General features: G+C 36.6%; 19 protein-coding genes and 1 pseudogene. 18 read left to right on the top strand and 2 right to left on the bottom strand.

Going from position 1 to position 21,256, the window contains the following annotated elements; genetic code table 11:
- Positions 1 to 115 precede the first annotated feature (115 nt).
- Positions 116 to 445: a rhodanese-like domain-containing protein gene (locus J3U59_RS06780; protein WP_416379593.1), complete on the top strand. Its 330-nt coding sequence runs from the start codon at positions 116 to 118 to the stop codon at positions 443 to 445.
- Between the two features lie 42 nt (positions 446 to 487).
- Here J3U59_RS06780 and J3U59_RS06775 read toward each other — a convergent pair whose 3' ends face one another.
- Positions 488 to 1,330: a MetQ/NlpA family ABC transporter substrate-binding protein gene (locus J3U59_RS06775; RefSeq protein ID WP_267333688.1), complete on the bottom strand. Its 843-nt coding sequence runs from the start codon at positions 1,328 to 1,330 to the stop codon at positions 488 to 490.
- Positions 1,331 to 1,509: 179 nt separating this feature from the next.
- Between J3U59_RS06775 and J3U59_RS06770 the strand changes: the two genes are divergently transcribed.
- From J3U59_RS06770 to citG, 16 genes and pseudogenes are all read left to right on the top strand, one after another.
- On the top strand, positions 1,510 to 2,661 hold the full coding sequence (locus J3U59_RS06770) for an amidohydrolase (protein WP_267333689.1): 1,152 nt from the start codon (positions 1,510 to 1,512) through the stop codon (positions 2,659 to 2,661).
- Positions 2,661 to 3,704 (top strand): methionine ABC transporter ATP-binding protein, encoded by a 1,044-nt coding sequence (locus tag J3U59_RS06765; RefSeq protein WP_267333690.1) that lies wholly within the window; start codon positions 2,661 to 2,663, stop codon positions 3,702 to 3,704. Before J3U59_RS06770 ends, J3U59_RS06765 begins: the two co-directional genes overlap by 1 nt.
- A complete protein-coding gene (locus tag J3U59_RS06760) occupies positions 3,705 to 4,403 on the top strand; it encodes a methionine ABC transporter permease (RefSeq protein ID WP_267333691.1) in 699 nt (232 codons plus the stop codon).
- A gap of 284 nt (positions 4,404 to 4,687) precedes the next feature.
- A complete protein-coding gene (gene mlaF / locus J3U59_RS06755) occupies positions 4,688 to 5,503 on the top strand; it encodes a phospholipid ABC transporter ATP-binding protein MlaF (protein WP_267333692.1) in 816 nt (271 codons plus the stop codon).
- Positions 5,503 to 6,282, top strand: a complete 780-nt coding sequence (gene mlaE, locus J3U59_RS06750; RefSeq protein WP_267333693.1) for a lipid asymmetry maintenance ABC transporter permease subunit MlaE — start codon at positions 5,503 to 5,505, stop codon at positions 6,280 to 6,282. Before mlaF ends, mlaE begins: the two co-directional genes overlap by 1 nt.
- An 11-nt stretch (positions 6,283 to 6,293) precedes the next feature.
- Positions 6,294 to 6,884 (top strand): outer membrane lipid asymmetry maintenance protein MlaD, encoded by a 591-nt coding sequence (mlaD, locus tag J3U59_RS06745; RefSeq protein WP_267333694.1) that lies wholly within the window; start codon positions 6,294 to 6,296, stop codon positions 6,882 to 6,884.
- A gap of 2 nt (positions 6,885 to 6,886) precedes the next feature.
- Positions 6,887 to 7,531 (top strand): phospholipid-binding protein MlaC, encoded by a 645-nt coding sequence (gene mlaC / locus J3U59_RS06740; RefSeq protein WP_267333695.1) that lies wholly within the window; start codon positions 6,887 to 6,889, stop codon positions 7,529 to 7,531.
- A gap of 3 nt (positions 7,532 to 7,534) precedes the next feature.
- A complete protein-coding gene (locus tag J3U59_RS06735) occupies positions 7,535 to 7,810 on the top strand; it encodes an STAS domain-containing protein (protein WP_267333696.1) in 276 nt (91 codons plus the stop codon).
- 85 nt (positions 7,811 to 7,895) lie between these two features.
- On the top strand, positions 7,896 to 8,153 hold the full coding sequence (locus J3U59_RS06730; protein ID WP_065634759.1) for a BolA family protein: 258 nt from the start codon (positions 7,896 to 7,898) through the stop codon (positions 8,151 to 8,153).
- 94 nt (positions 8,154 to 8,247) lie between these two features.
- On the top strand, positions 8,248 to 10,275 hold the full coding sequence (prlC, locus tag J3U59_RS06725; RefSeq protein WP_267333697.1) for an oligopeptidase A: 2,028 nt from the start codon (positions 8,248 to 8,250) through the stop codon (positions 10,273 to 10,275).
- A complete protein-coding gene (locus J3U59_RS06720; RefSeq protein ID WP_416379586.1) occupies positions 10,241 to 10,990 on the top strand; it encodes a class I SAM-dependent methyltransferase in 750 nt (249 codons plus the stop codon). The genes prlC and J3U59_RS06720 overlap by 35 nt, the downstream gene beginning before the upstream one ends.
- Before the next feature lie 23 nt (positions 10,991 to 11,013).
- Positions 11,014 to 11,703 (top strand): 16S rRNA pseudouridine(516) synthase RsuA, encoded by a 690-nt coding sequence (gene rsuA, locus J3U59_RS06715; protein WP_267333699.1) that lies wholly within the window; start codon positions 11,014 to 11,016, stop codon positions 11,701 to 11,703.
- 93 nt (positions 11,704 to 11,796) lie between these two features.
- Positions 11,797 to 13,095 carry a Bcr/CflA family multidrug efflux MFS transporter gene (locus J3U59_RS06710; RefSeq protein WP_416379587.1) on the top strand — a complete coding sequence of 433 codons (1,299 nt, stop codon included), beginning with the start codon at positions 11,797 to 11,799 and terminating at the stop codon, positions 13,093 to 13,095.
- A gap of 2 nt (positions 13,096 to 13,097) precedes the next feature.
- Positions 13,098 to 13,634, top strand: a complete 537-nt coding sequence (locus J3U59_RS06705; RefSeq protein WP_267333701.1) for a gamma carbonic anhydrase family protein — start codon at positions 13,098 to 13,100, stop codon at positions 13,632 to 13,634.
- A gap of 136 nt (positions 13,635 to 13,770) precedes the next feature.
- A pseudogene (locus tag J3U59_RS12040) lies at positions 13,771 to 16,710 on the top strand (DNA translocase FtsK 4TM domain-containing protein); the annotation flags it as partial.
- Positions 16,711 to 16,918: 208 nt separating this feature from the next.
- Entirely contained in the window at positions 16,919 to 17,806 is an 888-nt protein-coding gene (gene citG, locus J3U59_RS06690; RefSeq protein WP_267333702.1) for a triphosphoribosyl-dephospho-CoA synthase CitG, read from the top strand.
- Positions 17,807 to 17,965: 159 nt separating this feature from the next.
- Here citG and J3U59_RS06685 read toward each other — a convergent pair whose 3' ends face one another.
- Positions 17,966 to 19,129, bottom strand: coding sequence for an MFS transporter (locus J3U59_RS06685; protein WP_267333703.1), 1,164 nt, complete (start codon positions 19,127 to 19,129; stop codon positions 17,966 to 17,968).
- 258 nt (positions 19,130 to 19,387) lie between these two features.
- On the opposite strand from J3U59_RS06685, the gene J3U59_RS06680 reads away from it, so the two are divergent.
- Positions 19,388 to 21,250, top strand: a complete 1,863-nt coding sequence (locus tag J3U59_RS06680) for a beta-glucoside-specific PTS transporter subunit IIABC (protein WP_267333704.1) — start codon at positions 19,388 to 19,390, stop codon at positions 21,248 to 21,250.
- The last annotated feature ends 6 nt before the right edge of the window (positions 21,251 to 21,256 follow it).

The following is a 21,256-nucleotide window of genomic DNA, read 5'->3' as shown; positions in this document are numbered from 1 at the left end:
ATCATCCTATTAATCATTAATAGGATGATAACTTGTAATAATTAGCGCTGTTTTTTTTCAAAAAAAGTATTTAGCTAAAACTTGTTCACAACATTTTTTTAGAGTTTTTAATATGATACCTATAAAATCCATCACCGCTATTGAGCTTGCTCAAAAACTAAAACAACAACACAAACTGGTTTTACTTGACGTGCGCGAACCTAGCGAAGTCAATTTCTGCAAAATTGAGGATGCAATGCACATTCCAATGAATCTGATCCCGCTTTATTTAGATAAAATCCCCGATGAAATTGATATTGTAATTTATTGTCATCATGGCGTAAGAAGTTTAAATGTCGCAAATTATTTGGCTGAAAATGGCTTCGATACTGATTATCTCTATAATTTGACTGGAGGTATAGATGCTTGGGCATTAATGGTTGACAAAAACATGCCAAGATATTAACAAGCTCGTAACAAACTGAGCTTGTTAAAATAAGCGATTAAACTACTCTTGTGGCATCACCCAATAACCATTTTGGTTGTGCGCTTGCATATAATCTTTAAACTGTTGAGATTGATAAATACGTTTCACATCTTGGGCCCATTGACTATTTTCATTGCCCGCATTAACGACCACCATAATTTCTAAATCTGGAATTATCGTTTCTAACAGTAATGCTTTATTCGGATCAATATTCGCTGAGTAAACAATGCTACCAGGAATAACGGCAAAATCTAAATCATTCATCACGCGAGGAATATTAGCCGAATCCATCTCAATAATAGTAATGCCGGCAATATTTTGCTCGATATCATTTTTACTTACAATAATAGGATTGGTATTCGGTTTTAACTTTATCCAACCGGCTTTTTCAAGCAAATTATACGAACGGGCAGCATTAGATGCATCTTGTGGAATAGCAACTTTCGCGCCTTTAAACACTTGCTGTAACGAATTATATTTATTTGAAAATATCGCAGCGGGTACAGATGGTACATGTACAACGGGTTTCAAGTTGGCCTTACGCTGAGTATTAAACACATTCATATAAGCGGTGTGCTGTGCCACGGTCAAATCAATACTGCCCTCACTTAAAGCGACATCTGACTCAAGTAAATGTGGAAAGCTCACTAATTTCACCTTATAACCTTCAGACTCAAGTATGGGTTTCACCGCGTCTTTAAATAATTCATTATAAGGCCCGGGTGATACTCCCATACTAATCTCTTTTTTAGTTTGATTATTGGCTTGCTTTGAAGAATTATCACAAGCTGTTAGTAAAAATAGAAAACTTAATATCGATAAAACCAAAATATTTTTATGCAATTTTGTAAAACGATGCTTCATATTAACTATCCCCAATAAGCTATAAACTTAACCCTACTCTAGCATAGAAAAAATAGTTCATTTATTCCAAGTTATTCTATCTTATAACTTTTTGGAATAAGATATAAAAAACGATTATTAGGTTGCTAAATTAAGCTATGCTACGTTAATACTATCTATAATTATTTGTTGGATATACCATGAGTGAATCAATTGCAGACAGTATTCATCAGCTTTTTAGAAAATTACATCAACATCCTGAGCTTTCTAATCAAGAGTATGAAACGACCAAAACAATTAGGTATTATTTACAAAAGGCACATATTCGAATTTTAGAGCTTGGTGCAAAAACAGGCGTCATAGCAGAAATAGGCTCAGGCTCACCAGTGCTCGCATTACGTGCAGATATTGATGCATTACCCATTAATGAACAAACAGCCTGCAATTATAAATCTCAAACGCCCGATGTCATGCATGCTTGTGGCCATGATGTACATACGTCGATTCTAATGGGTGCAGCTTACTTGCTTAAACAACACGAACAAGACTTAAAAGGTACGATTCGCTTATTATTTCAACCCGCAGAAGAAAACTTTAGCGGCGCATTACAATTTATAGATATTGGTGCATTGAAAGGGGTTGATGCAATATTGGGGCTCCATAATAACCCCAATTTAACTATCAATCAGATGGCATCACGTGCTGGCCCTTTTTCGGCCAATGTTGATCGCATTGAAATCACAATAAAAGGGGTCGGAGCCCATGCAGCAAGACCAGAATCGGGAATCGATCCCATTGTGATAGGGGCACAAATTGTTAGTGCCATCCAAACAATCTCTAGCCGAACAATAAGTGGACTTGATGCAGTTATTGTTAGCATCACAAAATTTCAAGGTGGTAACACTTGGAATGTCATCCCCGAAACAGTAGAAATGGAAGGCACTGTGCGAACTTTAACGCCACAAGTGAGGGCAAAAGTAAAACAACAACTACAAAGTATTATTGAAAACATCGCGATTGCCATGGGCGCAAAAGCCGAATTAAGATGGTTTGATGGTCCACCTTCTGTCATTAACGATGGCAAATGGGTTGCATTTGCCCAGTCAATCGCTAAGCAAATGGGTTATGAAGTAATCGATTTTAAACCGCAACTAGGTGGCGAAGATTTTGCCCACTATCTACATCAAGTACCGGGGGCTTTTATTAATCTCGGTTCACAAAGCCCTTATGCGCTTCATCATCCAAAATTTGAAATCAACATAGACATGATAATGCCAGCTGTAAATTATTTATATATACTTGCTAAGCAAGCATTAATTGAAATAGAACACCAATTAACAGGTATTAAATAATGATTAAATTTGAAAATGTCTCTAAGCAATATGAGCGAAACGGCATCACCACTCAGGCGCTGCACAATATTAATTTAACCATTGATAAAGGTGATATCTATGGCATTATTGGCTATAGTGGAGCGGGAAAAAGTACCTTAGTTCGCTTAATTAACTTTCTTGAAAAACCCACAACAGGAAATGTTATTGTCCAAGATCAACAACTAAATCAATTATCAAATGCTGACTTACGTCATGTAAGACAAAAAATTGGCATGATTTTTCAGCATTTTAATTTACTGGAATCTAAAACTGTATTTGAAAATATCGCTATTCCATTAATTTTAATCAAAAAAGATAAGCAAACAATAAAACAAAAAGTTTATGAGCTATTAGAATTTGTGGGATTAAGTGATAAAGCCAATAGCTACCCTAAGGAACTTTCTGGTGGACAAAAACAGCGCATTGGTATTGCCCGTGCATTGGCGAATGACCCTGATATTTTACTTTGTGATGAAGCGACTTCAGCGCTTGATCCACAAACAACACAATCAATTTTAGATTTAATCAAAAAAATCAATGAAAAATATAAGATCACTGTAGTACTTATTACTCATGAAATGCATGTGATTGAGCAAATTTGTCATAAAGTCGCGGTAATGGAAAAAGGCCAAATTATTGAGCATGGTAATGTACTGGACGTATTTGGTCATCCAAAGCATCATACTACTCAAAACTTTGTCAGTTCTGTGATTAATGACCAGATCCCAACTGGTGTTGTTGAAAACTTAATTGAAATAGAAGGTGATAAAGATAATATCCAATTATTCAAACTCGAATTTTTAGGAAGATCAGCCTCAGAGCCTGTCATCAATTCGCTGATATTAAAACAAAAAGTAGTCGTCAACATCTTGTTTGCCCATATGTCAGAAATTGAAAAAACAGTACTCGGCAGTATGTTTGTTCAATTAAAAGGCAACAACAATGATATTGAAGAATCAGTACTATATCTACGTCAGTGTGGTGTACAAGTCACCGAGATTAAACAATGGGAGAGGAATTAAATGGAAACCTTAAATAATATTATCAATTACTTAAGTTCTTGTTTTGCCACTACACTAACCGCTGAACAATTTATTCAAGCGTCGTACGAAACCTTAATAATGGTGTTTTTTGCTTTGGTACTAGGTTCGTTACTGGGGATTCCTCTAGGTATCTGTTTAGTCACCACACGACCATCAGGATTATTAGAAAGTCGTAAAGTATATCGGATCATCAACCCAATAATTAATCTGCTACGCTCTTTACCGTTTATTATTTTATTAGTAGCGATCTTACCTTTCACTAAACTCATTGTAGGCAGTTCGATCGGCACAGCAGCAGCAATTGTACCTCTAACAGTATACGTCGCGCCTTATATTGCACGATTAGTCGAAAATTCACTGCTAGAAGTCAATAGTGGCATTATAGAAGCCGCTGAGTCTATGGGAGCAACACCATTACAAATTATTTGGCACTTTATGTTGCCCGAAGCTTTTAGCTCTTTAATTTTAACCCTGACGACAGCAACAATAGGCTTAATTAGCGCAACGGCTATGGCTGGTGCAGTTGGGGCTGGCGGGATTGGAGATTTAGCCATATCCTATGGTTATCAACGTTTTGATACAACCGTTGTCATTATTACAGTTGTGATATTAATTATCACTGTGCAACTCGTACAAAGTCTTGGTAATTATTTAGCACGAAAAGCAAGGCATGAATAACTAACGTAACCAATCATCACAAGTAATGACTTTAGAATCAAAAAAAAGATGAGGGTTACGGCCCTCATTTATAATTATTGACAAAATGTTTACTCTATTGAATTTTAATAATTACCTGTCTATAAACCACTAAATTATTGTAAACTTTTCTATTAAAATTTAATTAGTTATTCTTATCTACTAAAATTCGTCAATAATTGGTTAATCTATTTAATAGATTTCATTATTCGCAAATATCAAGTAAAATAAGCTCAACTTTCATTATGGTAGTGTAGGAAATCAATGTGACGAACACATTACAACAAAATTTGGTCGAAATACACGATATGTCTTTCTATCGAGGTAGCCGGCCGATTTACAAAAATATGAATTTAAATGTGCCTAAAGGCAAAGTAACTGCCATTATGGGGCCATCTGGAATAGGTAAAACAACACTGCTTCGCCTAATTGGTGGTCAACTCAAACCTCAAGCGGGAAAAATTTTATTTGATGGTGAAGACATACCCAGCATGTCCCGTTCAAGACTATATGAAGTCCGTAAACGCATGAGTATGTTATTCCAATCTGGTGCACTATTTACTGATTTATCAGTCTTTGATAATGTGGCTTATCCTCTTCGTGAGCACCTTAATCTACCAGAGCCCATATTGCACAATTTAGTGTTAATGAAATTACAGTCCGTTGGTTTACGCGGTGCAGCGCAGATGATGCCTTCAGAATTATCTGGCGGTATGGCACGGCGAGCAGCTTTAGCCAGAGCGATAGCACTTGATCCAGATCTTATTATGTTTGACGAGCCATTTGCAGGGCAAGACCCCATATCTATGGGCGTTATAGTTAAACTTATTGCTGAGATTAATCAATCACTGGGATTAACCTGTATTGTTGTTAGTCACGATGTGAATGAAGTATTAAGTATTGCTGATTATGCTTATATCGTTGCAGAACAACACATTATTGCAGGTGGCACTGCTCAGCAGTTACGTGACAATGATGATTTGCGTGTAAAACAATTTCTGGAAGGACTGGCTGATGGTCCGGTTCCATTTCATTATCCTGCTGATGATTACAAATTAGACCTAAGCAGAGGTATAAAATAATGTTGAATTTACTGGCAAAACTGGGACAAGCAACCATTAATACCATTGCAATGGTTGGGCGTTCGGGAATGATGCTATTTGGCGCACTGATTGGCCAACCGCAATTTGGTAAACAATTCCCCTTACTTATCAAACAATTTTATTTTGTCGGTGTACAATCACTGACTATTATTATTGTATCAGGTCTGTTTATTGGTATGGTACTTGCTCTTCAAGGCTACTTTATTTTAACCACCTTTGGTGCTGAAGCAAGTTTAGGAATGATGGTTGCGCTTGCTCTACTCAGAGAATTAGGTCCAGTCGTTGCAGGCTTATTATTTGCTGGACGTGCGGGTTCTGCCTTAACAGCAGAAATAGGTCTTATGAAAGCAACAGAACAGTTATCAAGCATGGAAATGATGGCAATCGACCCGCTACGACGAATCATTGCACCACGCTTTTGGGCGGGTTTTTTTAGTATGCCTTTTTTAACGGCTATTTTTGTCACTGTTGGCATTTTGGGTGGTGTTTTAGTTGGCGTAGACTGGAAAGGAATTGACGCTGGCTTTTTTTGGTCCTCCATTCAAAGTAATGTTGATTGGTGGCATGATTTAGGCAATTGTTTTATTAAAAGCTTCGCCTTTGCAATCGCCAGTACTTGGATTGCACTATTTAATGGTTACGATTGTGTACCAACATCTGAAGGAATTAGTCGGGCAACAACAAACACCGTTGTCTATTCATCATTAGTTATTTTGGGGTTAGATTTTATCCTAACCGCATTAATGTTTAGTCATTGAGGTCATTAAACATGAGTCGTAAAGTCGAAATTACCGTTGGATTATTTATGGTGCTGGTTATTCTTTCAGTACTATTTTTATGCTTTAGAGTGACTGACCCCACATCATTTAGCAGTCATAACACTTATCGTGTTTATGCTGTATTTGATAATATTGGTGGATTAAAAGTACGCTCGCCAATAAAAATTGGGGGTGTTGTCATTGGTCGAGTCAGTAATATTACCTTACAATCATCAGACAACGATGTGTATAAACCCTATGTCACCATGGATATTGATACACAATATAACAAGATCCCAAGTTCCAGTTCTTTATCGATTAAAACCTCTGGTTTATTAGGCGAACAATTTATTGATATTAACTTTGGACTTGATCAAAGTACGGAACATGAACTTGATGCATTAGATGCGGATAGTGCAAGTAGTACGCCAATAGCAAAAGATAATAAGCCTGCTTATTTTCAAGAAGGTTTAGTTATTAACAATACTAAACCAGCTATGGTCATAGAGGATTTAATTGGGCAATTCCTTTATAGTGCTGGCGGTTCTTCCGATAAGGACAAAAAACAAACTACACCAGATACCAATGAAAGTAAGGAGTAATTATGTTAATCAGATTTAAACAAGTAATTTTTTTCGTATTCGCATTAGCATTCAGCACATTTGCGCTTGCTGATAACGATCCATACAAAGATATGCAAGTTGCAGCCGATAAGATTTTTAATACCATTAAATCTCAATCAGCTACAATCAAAACCAATCCCAATAAATTGAAGGAAATAGTTAGAACTGATTTATTACCTTATGTGCAAGTTAAATATGCTGGTGCATTAATTTTAGGTAATTACTACAAGAGTGCTTCTGAGGCGCAACGTACCGCTTATTTCAATGCATTTGAAAACTATTTAGTTCAAGCTTTTGCCCAAGCACTATCGATGTATAACGGTCAAACTTATCAAGTCGAAGCAGCAAAAGATCTAACGGGTAAAACTTTAGTTTCAATTCGTGTATTATTAATCCAACCCGATAAAAGCCAGCAACCATTACGTATCGATTTTCAATGGCGTAAAAATTCTGTCACAGGGGAATGGAAAGCATACGACTTAATTGCTGAAGGTGTGAGTATGATTACCACTAAACAAAATGAGTGGTCGACTATATTACGTCAAGATGGTATTGATGCATTAACCAAACAATTAACTGATCTTTCAAATCGTAATATTGATCCTAACGCTAAACCAAAAGGCTAGCCTATGATGTCGCGAATTAAAGCAGACAAACAACACAATGTCTTATATTTAAAGGGTGAGCTAGATGCTCACTCCCTTAATGAAATATGGTCAACTCAGCGTAGTATTTTAAATGGCGTTACAACGATTGATGTTGCTCAGTTAACTCGAGTTGACTCTTCTGGACTAGCAACATTAGTTTATTTTTGTACTAAATATCAAACCAAATTAATGGGCATTAATCCGCAATTACAAACTCTAATTGCACTGTATGACTTACAGCCAGTTATTATGGCTTAATTCATATTGTTGTGTTATTACCAAACATAAATATTAGCTTAAACAACTTAATATAAAGTTAGAATATTCATACTGAGTTACAATCATGGACAAACAACAAATTATAGACAAATTAAATAGTTCCCTTAACCTTGACAATGTATATGTTATGACTGACGATGGTAGTCATTTTCAGGTTATTGCAGTCAGTGAACTATTTGCAGATTTGAGCCGAGTCAAAAAACAGCAATTGATTTATGCACCTTTAGCCGAATTCATTAATGACAATCGTATCCACGCATTATCTATCAAAACCTATACACCAACTGAATGGCAGCGTGAACGCAAATTAATGGGATTATAAACTATTCCTTAACACAAAATACTTGACTTGCGTTTTTTTACCCGCACATAATGTTCACTCATTAGATAAAATCTTTGTAGAAAGGTATCGAAACATGACCAACCCATTATTAACCAATGCTCCATTACCGCTATTTTCTCAAATCAAGCCTGAGCACGTTCTACCTGCTGTAAAGCAAGCTTTAAACAATTGTCGCAACACAATTGAAACAGTGCTAAAACAAAATAGTGAATATACTTGGGACAACTTAATTCAACCTATTGATGAAATGGATGAAAAATTTGGGCGAGTTTGGTCACCGGTCAGCCACCTTAATTCTGTAAAAAATAGCCCTGAATTACGTAAAGCTTATGAAGCATGTTTACCATTATTATCAGAATACAGCACATGGGTTGGACAACATAAACCTCTCTATCAAGCTTACAAACAACTAAAACAAAGCGACAATTACAATAAGCTTTGCAAAGCACAAAAAAAAGTAATTGATAACGCGTTACGTGATTTTGAATTGTCAGGAATAGGCTTGCCTGATGATAAACAAAAACGTTATGGTGAAATTGTTGCCAAATTATCAGAATTATCATCACAATATAGCAACAATGTATTGGATGCAACGATGGGCTGGACAAAACTAATAACAGATGAAAAACAGTTGTCTGGTATGCCTGAAAGTGCGCTTGCTGCAGCAAAAGAACAAGCCAAATCAAAAGGACAAGACGGCTGGCTAATTACTTTAGATATTCCAAGTTACCAACCTGTTATGACTTATTGTGATAACCGTGAGTTACGTTTTGAGCTCTATCAAGCTTATAATACCCGGGCTTCAGATCAAGGTCCGAACGCGGGTAAATGGGATAATACACAAATCATCGAGCAAATTTTAACGTTAAGAGATGAACTCGCTAAATTACTTGGCTTTGATACTTATGCTGACAAATCTTTAGCCACTAAAATGGCGCAATCAGTCCATCAAGTTACTGAGTTCTTGACTGATTTAGCTAATAAAGCCAAACCACAAGGCGAAAAAGAATTAGCGGAGTTGAAACGCTATGCCTATGAATTTTTTGGTGCCAGCGATATCAAACCGTGGGATATTGCCTATTACAGTGAAAAACAAAAACAATACCTTTATACCATTAATAACGAAGAACTCCGACCTTATTTTCCTGAACAACGAGTGATAAATGGCTTATTTGAAGTTGTCCATCGTATTTTTGGTATTACCGCTAAAGAACGACAAGGTGTTGAAGTGTGGCACCCTGATGTCAAATTTTATGATTTATATAATACTAGTGGCGAGCTAAAAGGCAGTTTTTATCTTGATTTGTATGCTCGTGAACATAAACGTGGTGGTGCATGGATGGATGATTGTATTGGTCGCATGCGTTTTGCCGATGGTCACATACAAAAACCCGTTGCTTATTTAACTTGTAACTTTAATCGACCAATTGGTGATAAACCCGCGTTATTTACGCATGACGAAGTAACCACCCTATTCCATGAGTTTGGTCATGGCTTGCATCATATGTTAACCGAAATTGATGTATCATCAGTTGCAGGTATTAATGGCGTAGCTTGGGATGCGGTTGAATTACCAAGTCAATTTTTAGAAAACTGGTGCTGGCAACCTGAAGCATTAGCCTTCATTTCAGGACACTATCAAACCGGTGAGCCTTTACCACCAGAAATGCTAGAAAAAATGCTCGATGCGAAAAATTATCAAGCCGCTCTATTTATTTTACGTCAATTAGAGTTTGGCTTATTTGATTTTAAACTTCATAGCCAGAAAAACCCTGATATCTTAACCACTCTGGCAGAGGTTAGAAAACAAGTTGCTGTCGTACCAACAGTTGAATGGGGACGATTCCCTCACGCTTTTAGTCATATTTTTGCAGGCGGATATGCCGCTGGGTATTACAGTTATTTATGGGCCGAAGTGTTATCAGCCGATGCCTTTTCACGCTTCGAAGAAGAAGGCATTTTCAATGCTAAAACGGGTAATGCCTTTTTGGATAATATTTTGTCGCAAGGTGGCAGTGATGAACCCATGACATTATTTAAAAATTTCCGTGGACGTGAACCCCAACTTGAGGCTCTGCTTCGTCACTATGGTATCCACTAACGCCAACCTAGCTCAGCTAAAATTATTAGCTGAGCAGTGGTTAACCTTAAACCCAACTATTCCCTTTGCATTAGTAACAGATAACCATCAACTCGTATTACAAAAAACTGATGAGCCAAAACTTGGTGCGATAAAAGTCGATTTTGTATCAGGGGCAATGGCGCATCGCCGCCAATTTGGCGGTGGGCGTGGTGAAGCCATTGCCAAAGCAGTAGGTGTAAAAGGTGAGTATTTACCAACAGTTGTGGACGCAACAGCTGGACTCGGTCGTGATGCATTCGTATTAGCAGCAATCGGTTGTCATGTCACAATGTTTGAAAGGCATCCCGTTGTGGCTGCATTATTAGCTGATGGTTTACAGCGAGGTTACCAAGATCCAATAATAGGCAATTGGTTACCGCAACGGTTAAACATGTTTTATAATTCAAGCCAAACAGGTCTATTGTCATTGCACGAAAAACCCGATGTGGTGTATCTCGATCCAATGTTTCCACATCGACAAAAAAGTGCACTAGTCAAAAAAGAGATGCGCATTTTTCAACAGTTAGTGGGTAGTGACTTAGATTCAGATAACTTGCTTGAACCGGCACGACAATTAGCTAAAAAACGCGTAGTCGTTAAACGACCTGATTATGCGCCATTTTTAGCCGAGCAAAAACCAACAGCCGAAATTAAAACTAAAAATCACCGTTTTGATATTTATACACCTTTTTAAAACAGAGGAAGATTACTCAGATTATGCGATTAGATAAATTTCTAGCTCATCACTTAGGTATAAGCAGAACAATCGTGAATAAAGAACTTAGAGCACAAAAAGTGACTGTTGATGGCGAAATAATAAAATCAGGCGCCCACCAAATATCACCTGCACAAGTTGTTGAGTACGATGGCGTCGAAATTGTGCCAGTCACCGAACATCGTTATTTTATGCTTAATAAACCACAAGGTTATGTTTGCTCAACCGATGATCCCGATCATCCAACTATTCTATATTTTATCGACGAACCAATGGCTGAAAAGTTGCACGCAGCCGGCAGATTAGATCTTGATACAACAGGTTTAGTACTATTAACAGACGATGGTAAGTGGTCACATCGTATTACTTCACCTAAACATCATTGTGAAAAAGTCTATCAAGTCACAGTTGAACATCCCCTAAGCATCGAACTCATCGAGATATTTGCCAAAGGCATTCAACTAAAAAGTGAGAAGTCACTCACAAAGCCGGCTAAACTAAATATTATTGACCCATATCACGCAGAGCTAACCATAAGTGAAGGTCGATATCATCAAGTTAAACGTATGTTTGCCGCAGTCAACAATCATGTTGTTCAGTTACATCGAAAACAAATTGGCACCATTATGCTAGATATTCCTGAGGGCGAATACCGTCCACTTACTGAAGAAGAAATCAACTCTTTTAGTTAGCTTCAAATTTTATCGTAACAATAAAAGTGAATAAATGATTGCCTCTTAAAGTCAATAAATACCGTTAAGTCATAATTAACGGTATTATCGATTATGTTGCCACATCATCATGCACTTTTAGTTGAAGAACTTTATAGGAACCCAAACGTGCAAAACTCAAATACTCAAGTAGAATTTAAAATTTCTAAAAAAGCACTGATCTTTATCCTTGGATTGCTATCTATGTTAATGCCTTTATCCATTGATATGTATTTACCAAGTATGCCAACAATTGCTCACGACTTTAATGTAGCTGATGCAACGGTTCAACTGACCATTAGCTGCTATTTATTAGGGTTTTCCTTTGGCCAACTCTTATTTGGACCACTTACAGACAGTTATGGCCGGCGAAATATTCTTATTATTGGTCTGATTATTTTTGTTTTTGCCGCCTTTGGTTGTGCTATTGCTGGCAATATTAATCAATTGATAACTGCACGTTTTTTCCATGGGATTGCAGCTGCTGCAACCACAATAGTGATTAATGCTTTAATGAAAGATATTTATCGTGACCGTGATGAGTTTTCAAAAATGATGTCCTTTGTGATGTTAATCTCTAACGTAGCACCATTATTAGCGCCGATCATTGGTGGTTTTATTTTGTATTGGTTTAATTGGCAAGCAAACTTTTATACCATTTGCCTAATGGCAATCATTTGCTTTGGTTTGGTGGTAAGTTATATTCCAGAAACACTTGCCAAAGCTAAACGTGATAAATTTAGTATCATTCGAATATTAAGTAATTTCATTACGCTATTTCGACATCGCCAAGCCTTAACTTACATGCTAATAGGCGCATTTGCTGGTGCTGGATTATTTTCATTTTTAAGTTTAGGGCCTTTTGTTTACATGAACTTACATGGCGTTGCATCCACCAATTTTGGTTACTATTTTGCACTTAATATTGTGGTAATGGTATTGATGAATACCTTAAATAGCCGCTTTGTTAAACTTGTTGGTTCTATCAAAATGATGCAATTAGGGCTGTTAATCCAATTTATCATGGCGATAGGACTTTTGATTGGAACATTATTTAATTTTGGATTTATCTATTTGGTCGTGTGTATTGCAGGTTACATTGGATGCATGTCAACAGTTGGTGGTAATAGTATGGCTGTGGTATTAGACTTCTATCCGCATATTGCCGGTACAGCATCGTCACTTGCTGGTACCATTCGATTCGCCATAGCAGGAGCAATTGGTATATCATTATCAATGCTAGTCTCGATTCATAAAACGGTAACACCAATTAATGATAATACCACAGAGTGGTTAATGGTTGGTTCTATGGTGTTGTGCAATTTTCTTGCGGTTGGCTTATTTTTGAGTGTCAAAAATATTAAAAGGAAATAACCATGATTTATCAATTAGATGATTTATGCCCACAAATTCACCCAGATTGTTTTATTGCCAAATCGGCTGATATTATTGGTAATGTGACGCTTGAGCAAGGGGTATCCATCTGGTTTAACGCGGTATTACGAGGTGATATTGCAAGTATTCATATTGGCAAAAACAGCAACATTCAAGATAATTGTACTGTGCATATCGAGACTAACATACCGTGTATTGTTGGTGAAAATGTTACAATTGGCCATAATGTGATTCTTCATAGCTGCACAATTGAAGATAATGTCTTAATCGGAATGGGAAGTACGATTTTAAATCATGCCAAAATTGCTAAAAACTGTCTGGTTGGTGCTAATTCTTTAGTTACTCATAGTTTACCTTATCAAGAAGGCTGCTTAATTATGGGATCACCAGCGAAAATAATTCGGCAACTTACCGAAGCCGAAATTGCAGCAAATATTAAAAATGCCCAAAATTATGTCAAAAATGGGCAAAGGTTTAATAAAAATCTAATGGCAATTAATCGCTCACAGTCACAATAAATTACGTTTTATATTTTATTCACTCTGTGAGCAAAAGTAATTTATGATAAAATGCCACCAATTTTAATTGCAATCGTTTTTAGGTACGTACTTGAAAAAGCCAAAAACAACCAGAAGACAGATATTTAGCCAATTCATTTTATTAATAATAATAGCGTTATCTGCCTGCTTATTTTTATCACTATTTTCTTACAATGCATCAGATCCCGGCTGGTCTCGTACTGCTTGGCATACCCCTATCAGCAATTATTGCGGCTATATTGGTGCATATGCATCGGATATACTATTCCAATTTTTAGGCTTTATTGCTTACAGTGTTCCTTTTTTTGCACTATTTTTTAGTTTGCAATTAGTGAGCTATTTTTATCGTCATGCTAATGCGCCTATTAACTATTTTAGTATATCATTCAGAATCATTGGTATTTTAGCGTTTATCTTTAGCAGTACTGGTTTTTTTACCTTAAATATTCGTGATGCAGAACAATTTCAAGCTGGGGGATACCTAGGTTCAATTGTTATCGAAAGCCTATTACCTATAATGAATGGCTTTACCGCATCGATTATATTACTCATTGTTAGCCTTGCCTGTATAACCCTATTAACCGGATTATCATGGTTACTACTGATGGAAAAACTTGGGGCGTTAGTCATGCTGCTTTTAACGCCGATTACCTGGTTATTTTCATCACATAAAGCCAGTGCAAGCACTCACACTGTTACCAAACAGCGGGATAAAGACATTGCACTAACAACGCAAACAAAAGAGCAGCCTGTTGTTATTCCATTAGAGAGCAATAAAGTCAATTTAGATACAGAGCAACCTTTATCTATAACAGCCAATGAAGAAAAAGTGATTAATCATGTAGATGCCACTAATCAGCTTGAACAAAACAATCCTATAACACTCAATAAGGATGATGAAGCATTAATCCAAACCGCAGAGCAATTGTTACAGTCACTTGAGCAAACGACTAACAATCAACCTGATTTATCTAGCACACCAGTTAATGATGAACCTAAAAAAGATCTGGATCCAAACGATATTTTAGCGCGTATGGAAGTGATTATAAAAAATATGAATGAACGAAAGTTAGCGCTCTCACAAGATCAAACTAATGCTACGTTGCCACAATCAAATTTAGCCAATGATCCACAAGCAACAGCAAATCAAACAACAAAAGACTTAGAAAAAGTGCAGCCTTTTGATGAAAATAAATACACCATTTCAGATGCGCCTAGCAAACCGTTATTTACGTTAAATAATAACGAATCTACCTTAGCGAACAATACAATCGATTCAAACCAATTTATATCGAACGAGCCAGAATCATCGACTCAAGACGTTGAGCAAGTAACACATCAAGAACCCGAAACTCAGATTGAACATCCTACACCCGAGATTGAAAGGCACATCCCCGAAGATGTCGATCTTGAATCGTTAAAAAATGAAAATCCTGTCATAGATGACATCTATCTAGACGATACAGAGGTTGAACAAAGTCACAATACCCCAATTACCATTGATGATGAAAACGATAGCTTAATTCACCCATTATTAAGACGTGATGATAAACCACTACCAAAACCAACAACGCCACTACCGTCATTGGATTTATTAACTGCACCGCCGACAACGCGAATTGAAGTCGATCATGCTGCATTAAATGCAATGTCTGAACTGATTGAAAAAAGTTTAGCCGACTATCGTGTTAAAGCCAAAGTTGTTGATTATATGCCAGGACCTGTGATCACCCGCTTTGAAATTGAACTAGCTCCCGGTATTAAAGCTGCGCGAATTTCAACACTCGATCGCGATCTTGCTCGTTCACTATCAATGCCTTCAGTGCGAGTTGTTGAAGTTATTCCGGGTAAACCTTATGTCGGTATCGAGTTACCTAATAAAAACCGACAGACCGTCTACTTTAGAGAAGTATTAGACAGCCCACAATTTCGCAATGCACAATCACCATTGACTATCGTATTAGGAAAAGATATTTCAGGGCAATCGGTTGTTGCAGATTTAGCTAAAATGCCACATTTATTAGTTGCAGGCACCACAGGTTCTGGTAAATCTGTGGGGGTTAATGCGATGATTTTAAGCATCTTATACAAATCACAACCTGAAGATGTCAGGTTTATTATGATCGACCCAAAAATGCTTGAACTCTCTATCTATGAAGGTATACCGCACTTATTAACGCAAGTGGTTACCGACATGAAAGATGCGGCGAACGCACTTAATTGGTGTGTAAACGAAATGGAAAGACGTTACCGATTAATGTCAGCTTTAGGTGTCCGCAACATTGCCGGCTATAATGAAAAAATAAAACAAGCACAAGAGATGGGTAGACCTATTCCTGATCCACTGTGGAAACCTACCGATAGCATGGATCTTAACATGCCAACATTGGAAAAATTGCCTTACATTGTGGTTATGGTCGATGAATTTGCCGATTTAATTATGGCTGTTGGTAAAAAAGTGGAAGAATTAATTGCGCGCCTAGCTCAAAAAGCGAGAGCTGCGGGCATTCACCTTGTGTTAGCCACCCAGCGCCCATCGGTTGATGTTATCACAGGATTGATTAAAGCCAATATTCCAACCCGTATTGCTTTTACTGTATCAAGTAAAATTGATTCACGTACTATTTTAGATCAAATGGGTGCCGAATCACTACTTGGCATGGGGGACATGCTGTATTTAGCGCCGAATAGTTCGATTCCTATTCGTGTACATGGCGCTTTTGTACGTGATGAAGAAGTTCATGCAGTTGTGCAAGACTGGAAAGCTCGCGGCAAACCAAAATATATTGAAAATGTGACGGTATCAACCGATGATAATGATAGCAGTCATGCTGATAACATTGATGAAGATCTCGATCCGCTATTTGATCAAGTTGTAGAGTTTGTGGTTGAAACGCGTAGGGCTTCTATCTCTAGTGTACAACGAAAATTTAGAATTGGTTATAACCGAGCAGCGCGGATAGTTGAACAAATGGAGATTGAAGGTATTATTAGTGCACCAAGTCATAATGGTACTCGAGAAGTGATTGTGCCACATTCACATGGTGATTTTTAGTCGTGATAATAAATCCATCTAGTTGCTAAATAATTAGGTGGATGAAATAGGAGTGCAATCCGCCGATTTGAGTATAAATGGTTAACACCTATTACAGAGCTTTAGATAATAGACTTAAAATACATTAAACGAGATCAACTTAGCACACCCTAAGCATCTCGTTAATACAACCAAAATACAGTAACCGTATGATAGGTATTAGACAATAATGAGTAAATATTCACAGCAAGTGACATTATTAGAATCGCAACTCATCAACCCTAACAACTTTAGTTTACCTGCGCAACTAGCTATTAAGGCATTAATTAAGGAAATTTGCTTATCGCCTAAGCCTGGGCTAGTTGATATGAACAATAATGGCGCACACCGTGATATGGATTTTCAAACATTTATCCAAAGCATTTCAGCTATTTCAACTTGGTTTGAACAGTTTTATCAATATGGTAAACAATCGGCTCATCAAGACCCCACTGTTTTTTTAGACGGTATTAGACCCATAGGCATACAATGTGAACAAGCCATGTTTAATGCAACTAATCAAATCAATACCCATAAAGGTGGTATATTTGCTTTCGGTTTATTACTTGGCGCTATAGGCAAACTTGAACAACTCGGCTTAGCATGTCAAATGCAAACAATTTGCGAGCAAGTATCAATAATATGCCAAGGTATCGTCAATAAGGAATTAAAACAACATAATCGATCTCATTCAATTGGCGAAAAGCTGTATAAACTGCATAATCTTCCTGGGGCACGGGGTGAAGCGGAGTCAGGTTACGCAACAGTTAAAAACATTTCATTACCTATTTTAAAAAATATGCAGCAAAGTGGTTACGATGAGGAAACTTGCTTATTACAAACCTTATTATATCTGCTCGCATTTAACCAAGATACCAATTTGGTTGCAAGAGGGGGACTTGATGGATTAGCCTTTGTCCAACAACAAGCTAAAAAACTGATTTTACACGGTGGTGTGATTCATACTCATGGCCAACAAAAATTAAATCAGCTTGATAACGAGTTGATAAAACGTAATTTAAGTCCCGGTGGCTCAGCTGATCTTATCGCCATTACTTGGTTCTTATCACAGTACTAATTCATCTGTACAACAATAATCAGATGGATTCATCACATCAATACCATTGATGGGCTTTGGTTAACTCAACCCTATGCAAGCAGGTGTTATATTACTTTAACTGATAACATTCACCTCTTTTGTTTAAATTCATATATATCAAGGCTGTAACAAAAAACATCAATCCTGTTTTTTATTTATTTTTAAATGATAAATCCCATACACAACAGCCCCCAAGATAGCCATAATCGCTAAAATTAAATAAGCGATACGCATTGAATATCGTAAACTTACGTATCCAACAATAACAGGAAACAATGTCATACCTAATGCGTAAATCGCTTGAAATAATCCCATCGCTGCCGATCGCGCATAAGCTGGAATAGTAGATGTTGCTTCAAACGTTAAAAAAGAAAATAATATTCCTGTACCCATTCCAGGAATAATTTGTAGTAATAAAATGGCATAAGGTGATGAACTCTGCGGTATCAAAATGCAATATAACGCCAGCAACATAAAAGACAGAATAATCCAAGTAGATATACTTAATTTATTAACCAAGTTACTTGCCCCCACTTTACCAAACAAGACTGATGCCAACATATAAATTATTGAAGATAAACCAATTAAGCTTGAACTTGCACCTAATCCACTTAATATCTGATTAGTAAATGACATGGTTGTCGACATTTGTATCCCCTGCTGAATCAAAGCCAACAAAGAAAAAAACAGTAATTTGCGATCAAAAAACACGTTAAGCAAATTATGATATTCAAAATTGTGATGAATTCTTTCAGGGTATTTCAGTCTGATAGCTAAGATAAAAGCAATAAATCCGCTTAAACAACTAAGTAAACAGATAAATTGCATCCCAAAATATTCAAATAGCAAGGTACTTGATAAAAATGCTAAAAAAATACCAAGATTATTCACCATAATAATTAAACTAGTGGCATAACTTTTTTTCGATTTAGGATAAAACCCCATAAACAACACCATAAATGATATCCACATGGCGCTGGCAAATCCTGAAATAATATTACCAATCAAAAATCCCCAACCTGTAGGCTGTATAAGACGAATAATTGAAGCAAATCCAGCTAAAAATGATCCTAATACAATAAATATCTTATGCTTTTCTTTAACATTGGCTAATAACCCAACCGGTATGCGTAAAAATAACTGTGAAACACCATAAGCGCTAACCACCATACCAATAAAATTGGTCGTCATATGGATTGCAGTTAAATAAGGGGTTTGATAAGGAATATAAATATATTGTGCATACCAGAAAAAAAACACAATACACAACAACAAATACGATCTTTTTTTTGCCACTTTCATTGGAACAACATTTTATTTCTTATAATTACTTTATGTAAAAATATATCTAAATTAGATATTTAGCAACAAACAAATCCATCTTGTCTAAATTTTTAAACTATGTTAGCTTGAAGTAAGTCAAACAACGATAAAAATAATTTTACAAATTAGCAGAAAATATCTTCTATAAATTTTTATAACCGATATTCCCTATACCTTATTTGGCGGATTTTAGTTTTTATCAGTGTGTAACCATTCGGTAATGTAATGGAGAAAATAATGGATTATCAAAGTATTGCACAACAAATTTTACAATTAGTCGGCGGTAAAGCTAATGTTGTTAGCTTAACGCATTGCTTTACTCGTTTAAGATTTCAATTAGTTGATAGCAACAAAGCGAATCGTGAAAAATTATTACAAACAGAGGGCGTTATTTCGGTTGTAGAAAGCAGTGGACAATATCAAGTGGTACTAGGAAATAAAGTCACCAAAATTTATCAAGAAATCATACCATTACTCGGAAAATTAGAGACCAGCGAACAAACGCCACCTAAAGTATCAATTGGCGTAAAAATTCTTAACGCTTTTGCTGCTATTTTTACGCCCGTGATTCCGGCAATTGCCGCATCTGGTATGTTAAAAGGAATTTTAGCGATTGCTGTTATGATTGGTAATTATTACTATCAAACAGATATCAAAACTTACAACACCTATACGATTTTACATGCTGCATCAGATGCAGTTTTCTACTTCATGCCAATAATACTAGGCTATACCGCTGCAAAAGTATTTAAAGCCCACGAATTTATATCGATGATCATAGGGGCAACGCTGTGCTATCCATCAATTGTCACGTTAATGGCAAGTAAAACAGAAGTCACTCTGTTTACTATTGAATTAACCAAAGCAAGTTACACCTCTAGCGTTATTCCAATTATTTTAGCCATATTCATTTTAAGTTACGTACAAAGATTTTTAGAATTTATCATCCCTGAAGTATTGAAAATTATCATGGTACCAACCTTTTCATTACTGATTATGATACCAGCTACATTACTAATTTTCGGTCCTATTGGCATCTACATTGGCGAATTTATAAACTGGATCTATTACTACATTATGGGTGTTAGCCCTATTTTATTAGGGGCATTTATTGGTGGTATCTGGTGTATATTAGTCATCTTTGGTGCACATCGGGCAATTGTGCCAATCGGCATTAATGACGTAGCGCAAACTGGTCGCCAGAACTTACTTGCTTTCGCTGGAGCGGCAAACTTTTCACAAGCTGGCGCGGCATTAGGTGTATTTTTCAAAACCAAAAATAAAAATTTAAAAACAGTTGCGGCATCGGCAACCATTACCGCTTTATTTGGGATTACTGAACCCGCAATTTATGGTGCGAATTTAAGATTAAAAAAACCGATGATTTGTGCGGTTATTTGTGGCGCTATCGCCGGAGGGCTAATGGGCTGGGGAGGATCGTACGGTACTGCTTTTGCCAATCAAGGGGTATTAACCATTCCTGTTTACGCTGAAGCCGGTACAACTGCATTTTTATGCTATTTAATTGGCATATCTTTTGCTTTTTTCGGTTCATGCATTTTAACGATGATTGTTGGATTTCAAGATCTACCAAGCGAGGAAATGTCTACATCAAACCAAACGCATAGCCCAGATTTATTACTTTCCGATCAGACTATTACCTCGCCTATCAAAGGGCATGTTATTGCACTTAGTGAAGTTAAAGATGAAGTGTTTGCATCTGGCGCGATGGGTAAAGGTGTCGCTATATATCCAGAAATCGGTGAAGTCATTGCGCCAGCAGATTGCACAGTTACAGTACTTTATCCCACTTTACATGCCATAGGTTTAAAATTAGATAATGGATTAGAGTTACTAATCCATATTGGTATCGATACGGTAAACCTGCAAGGCAACTATTTTCAATCTTATGTTGAAGTGGGGCAACACATTAAACAAGGGACTAAAATTGTATCTTTTGACATCGATAAGATTAAACAACAACAATATGATTTAACAACATCAATAATTGTCGTTAATTCAGAACAATATAAAAATGTCGATTACACCAAAGATATCGACGTTAGTTATCAAGACCAATTATTATTTATTCAAGTTTAGAGGTAA

Origin of the sequence: Gilliamella sp. B3783 (assembly GCF_026536125.1) — a bacterium.
In the GTDB taxonomy this organism is placed as follows: Bacteria; Pseudomonadota; Gammaproteobacteria; order Enterobacterales; family Orbaceae; genus Gilliamella.
This window is presented reverse-complemented; position numbering and strand designations above follow the sequence as displayed.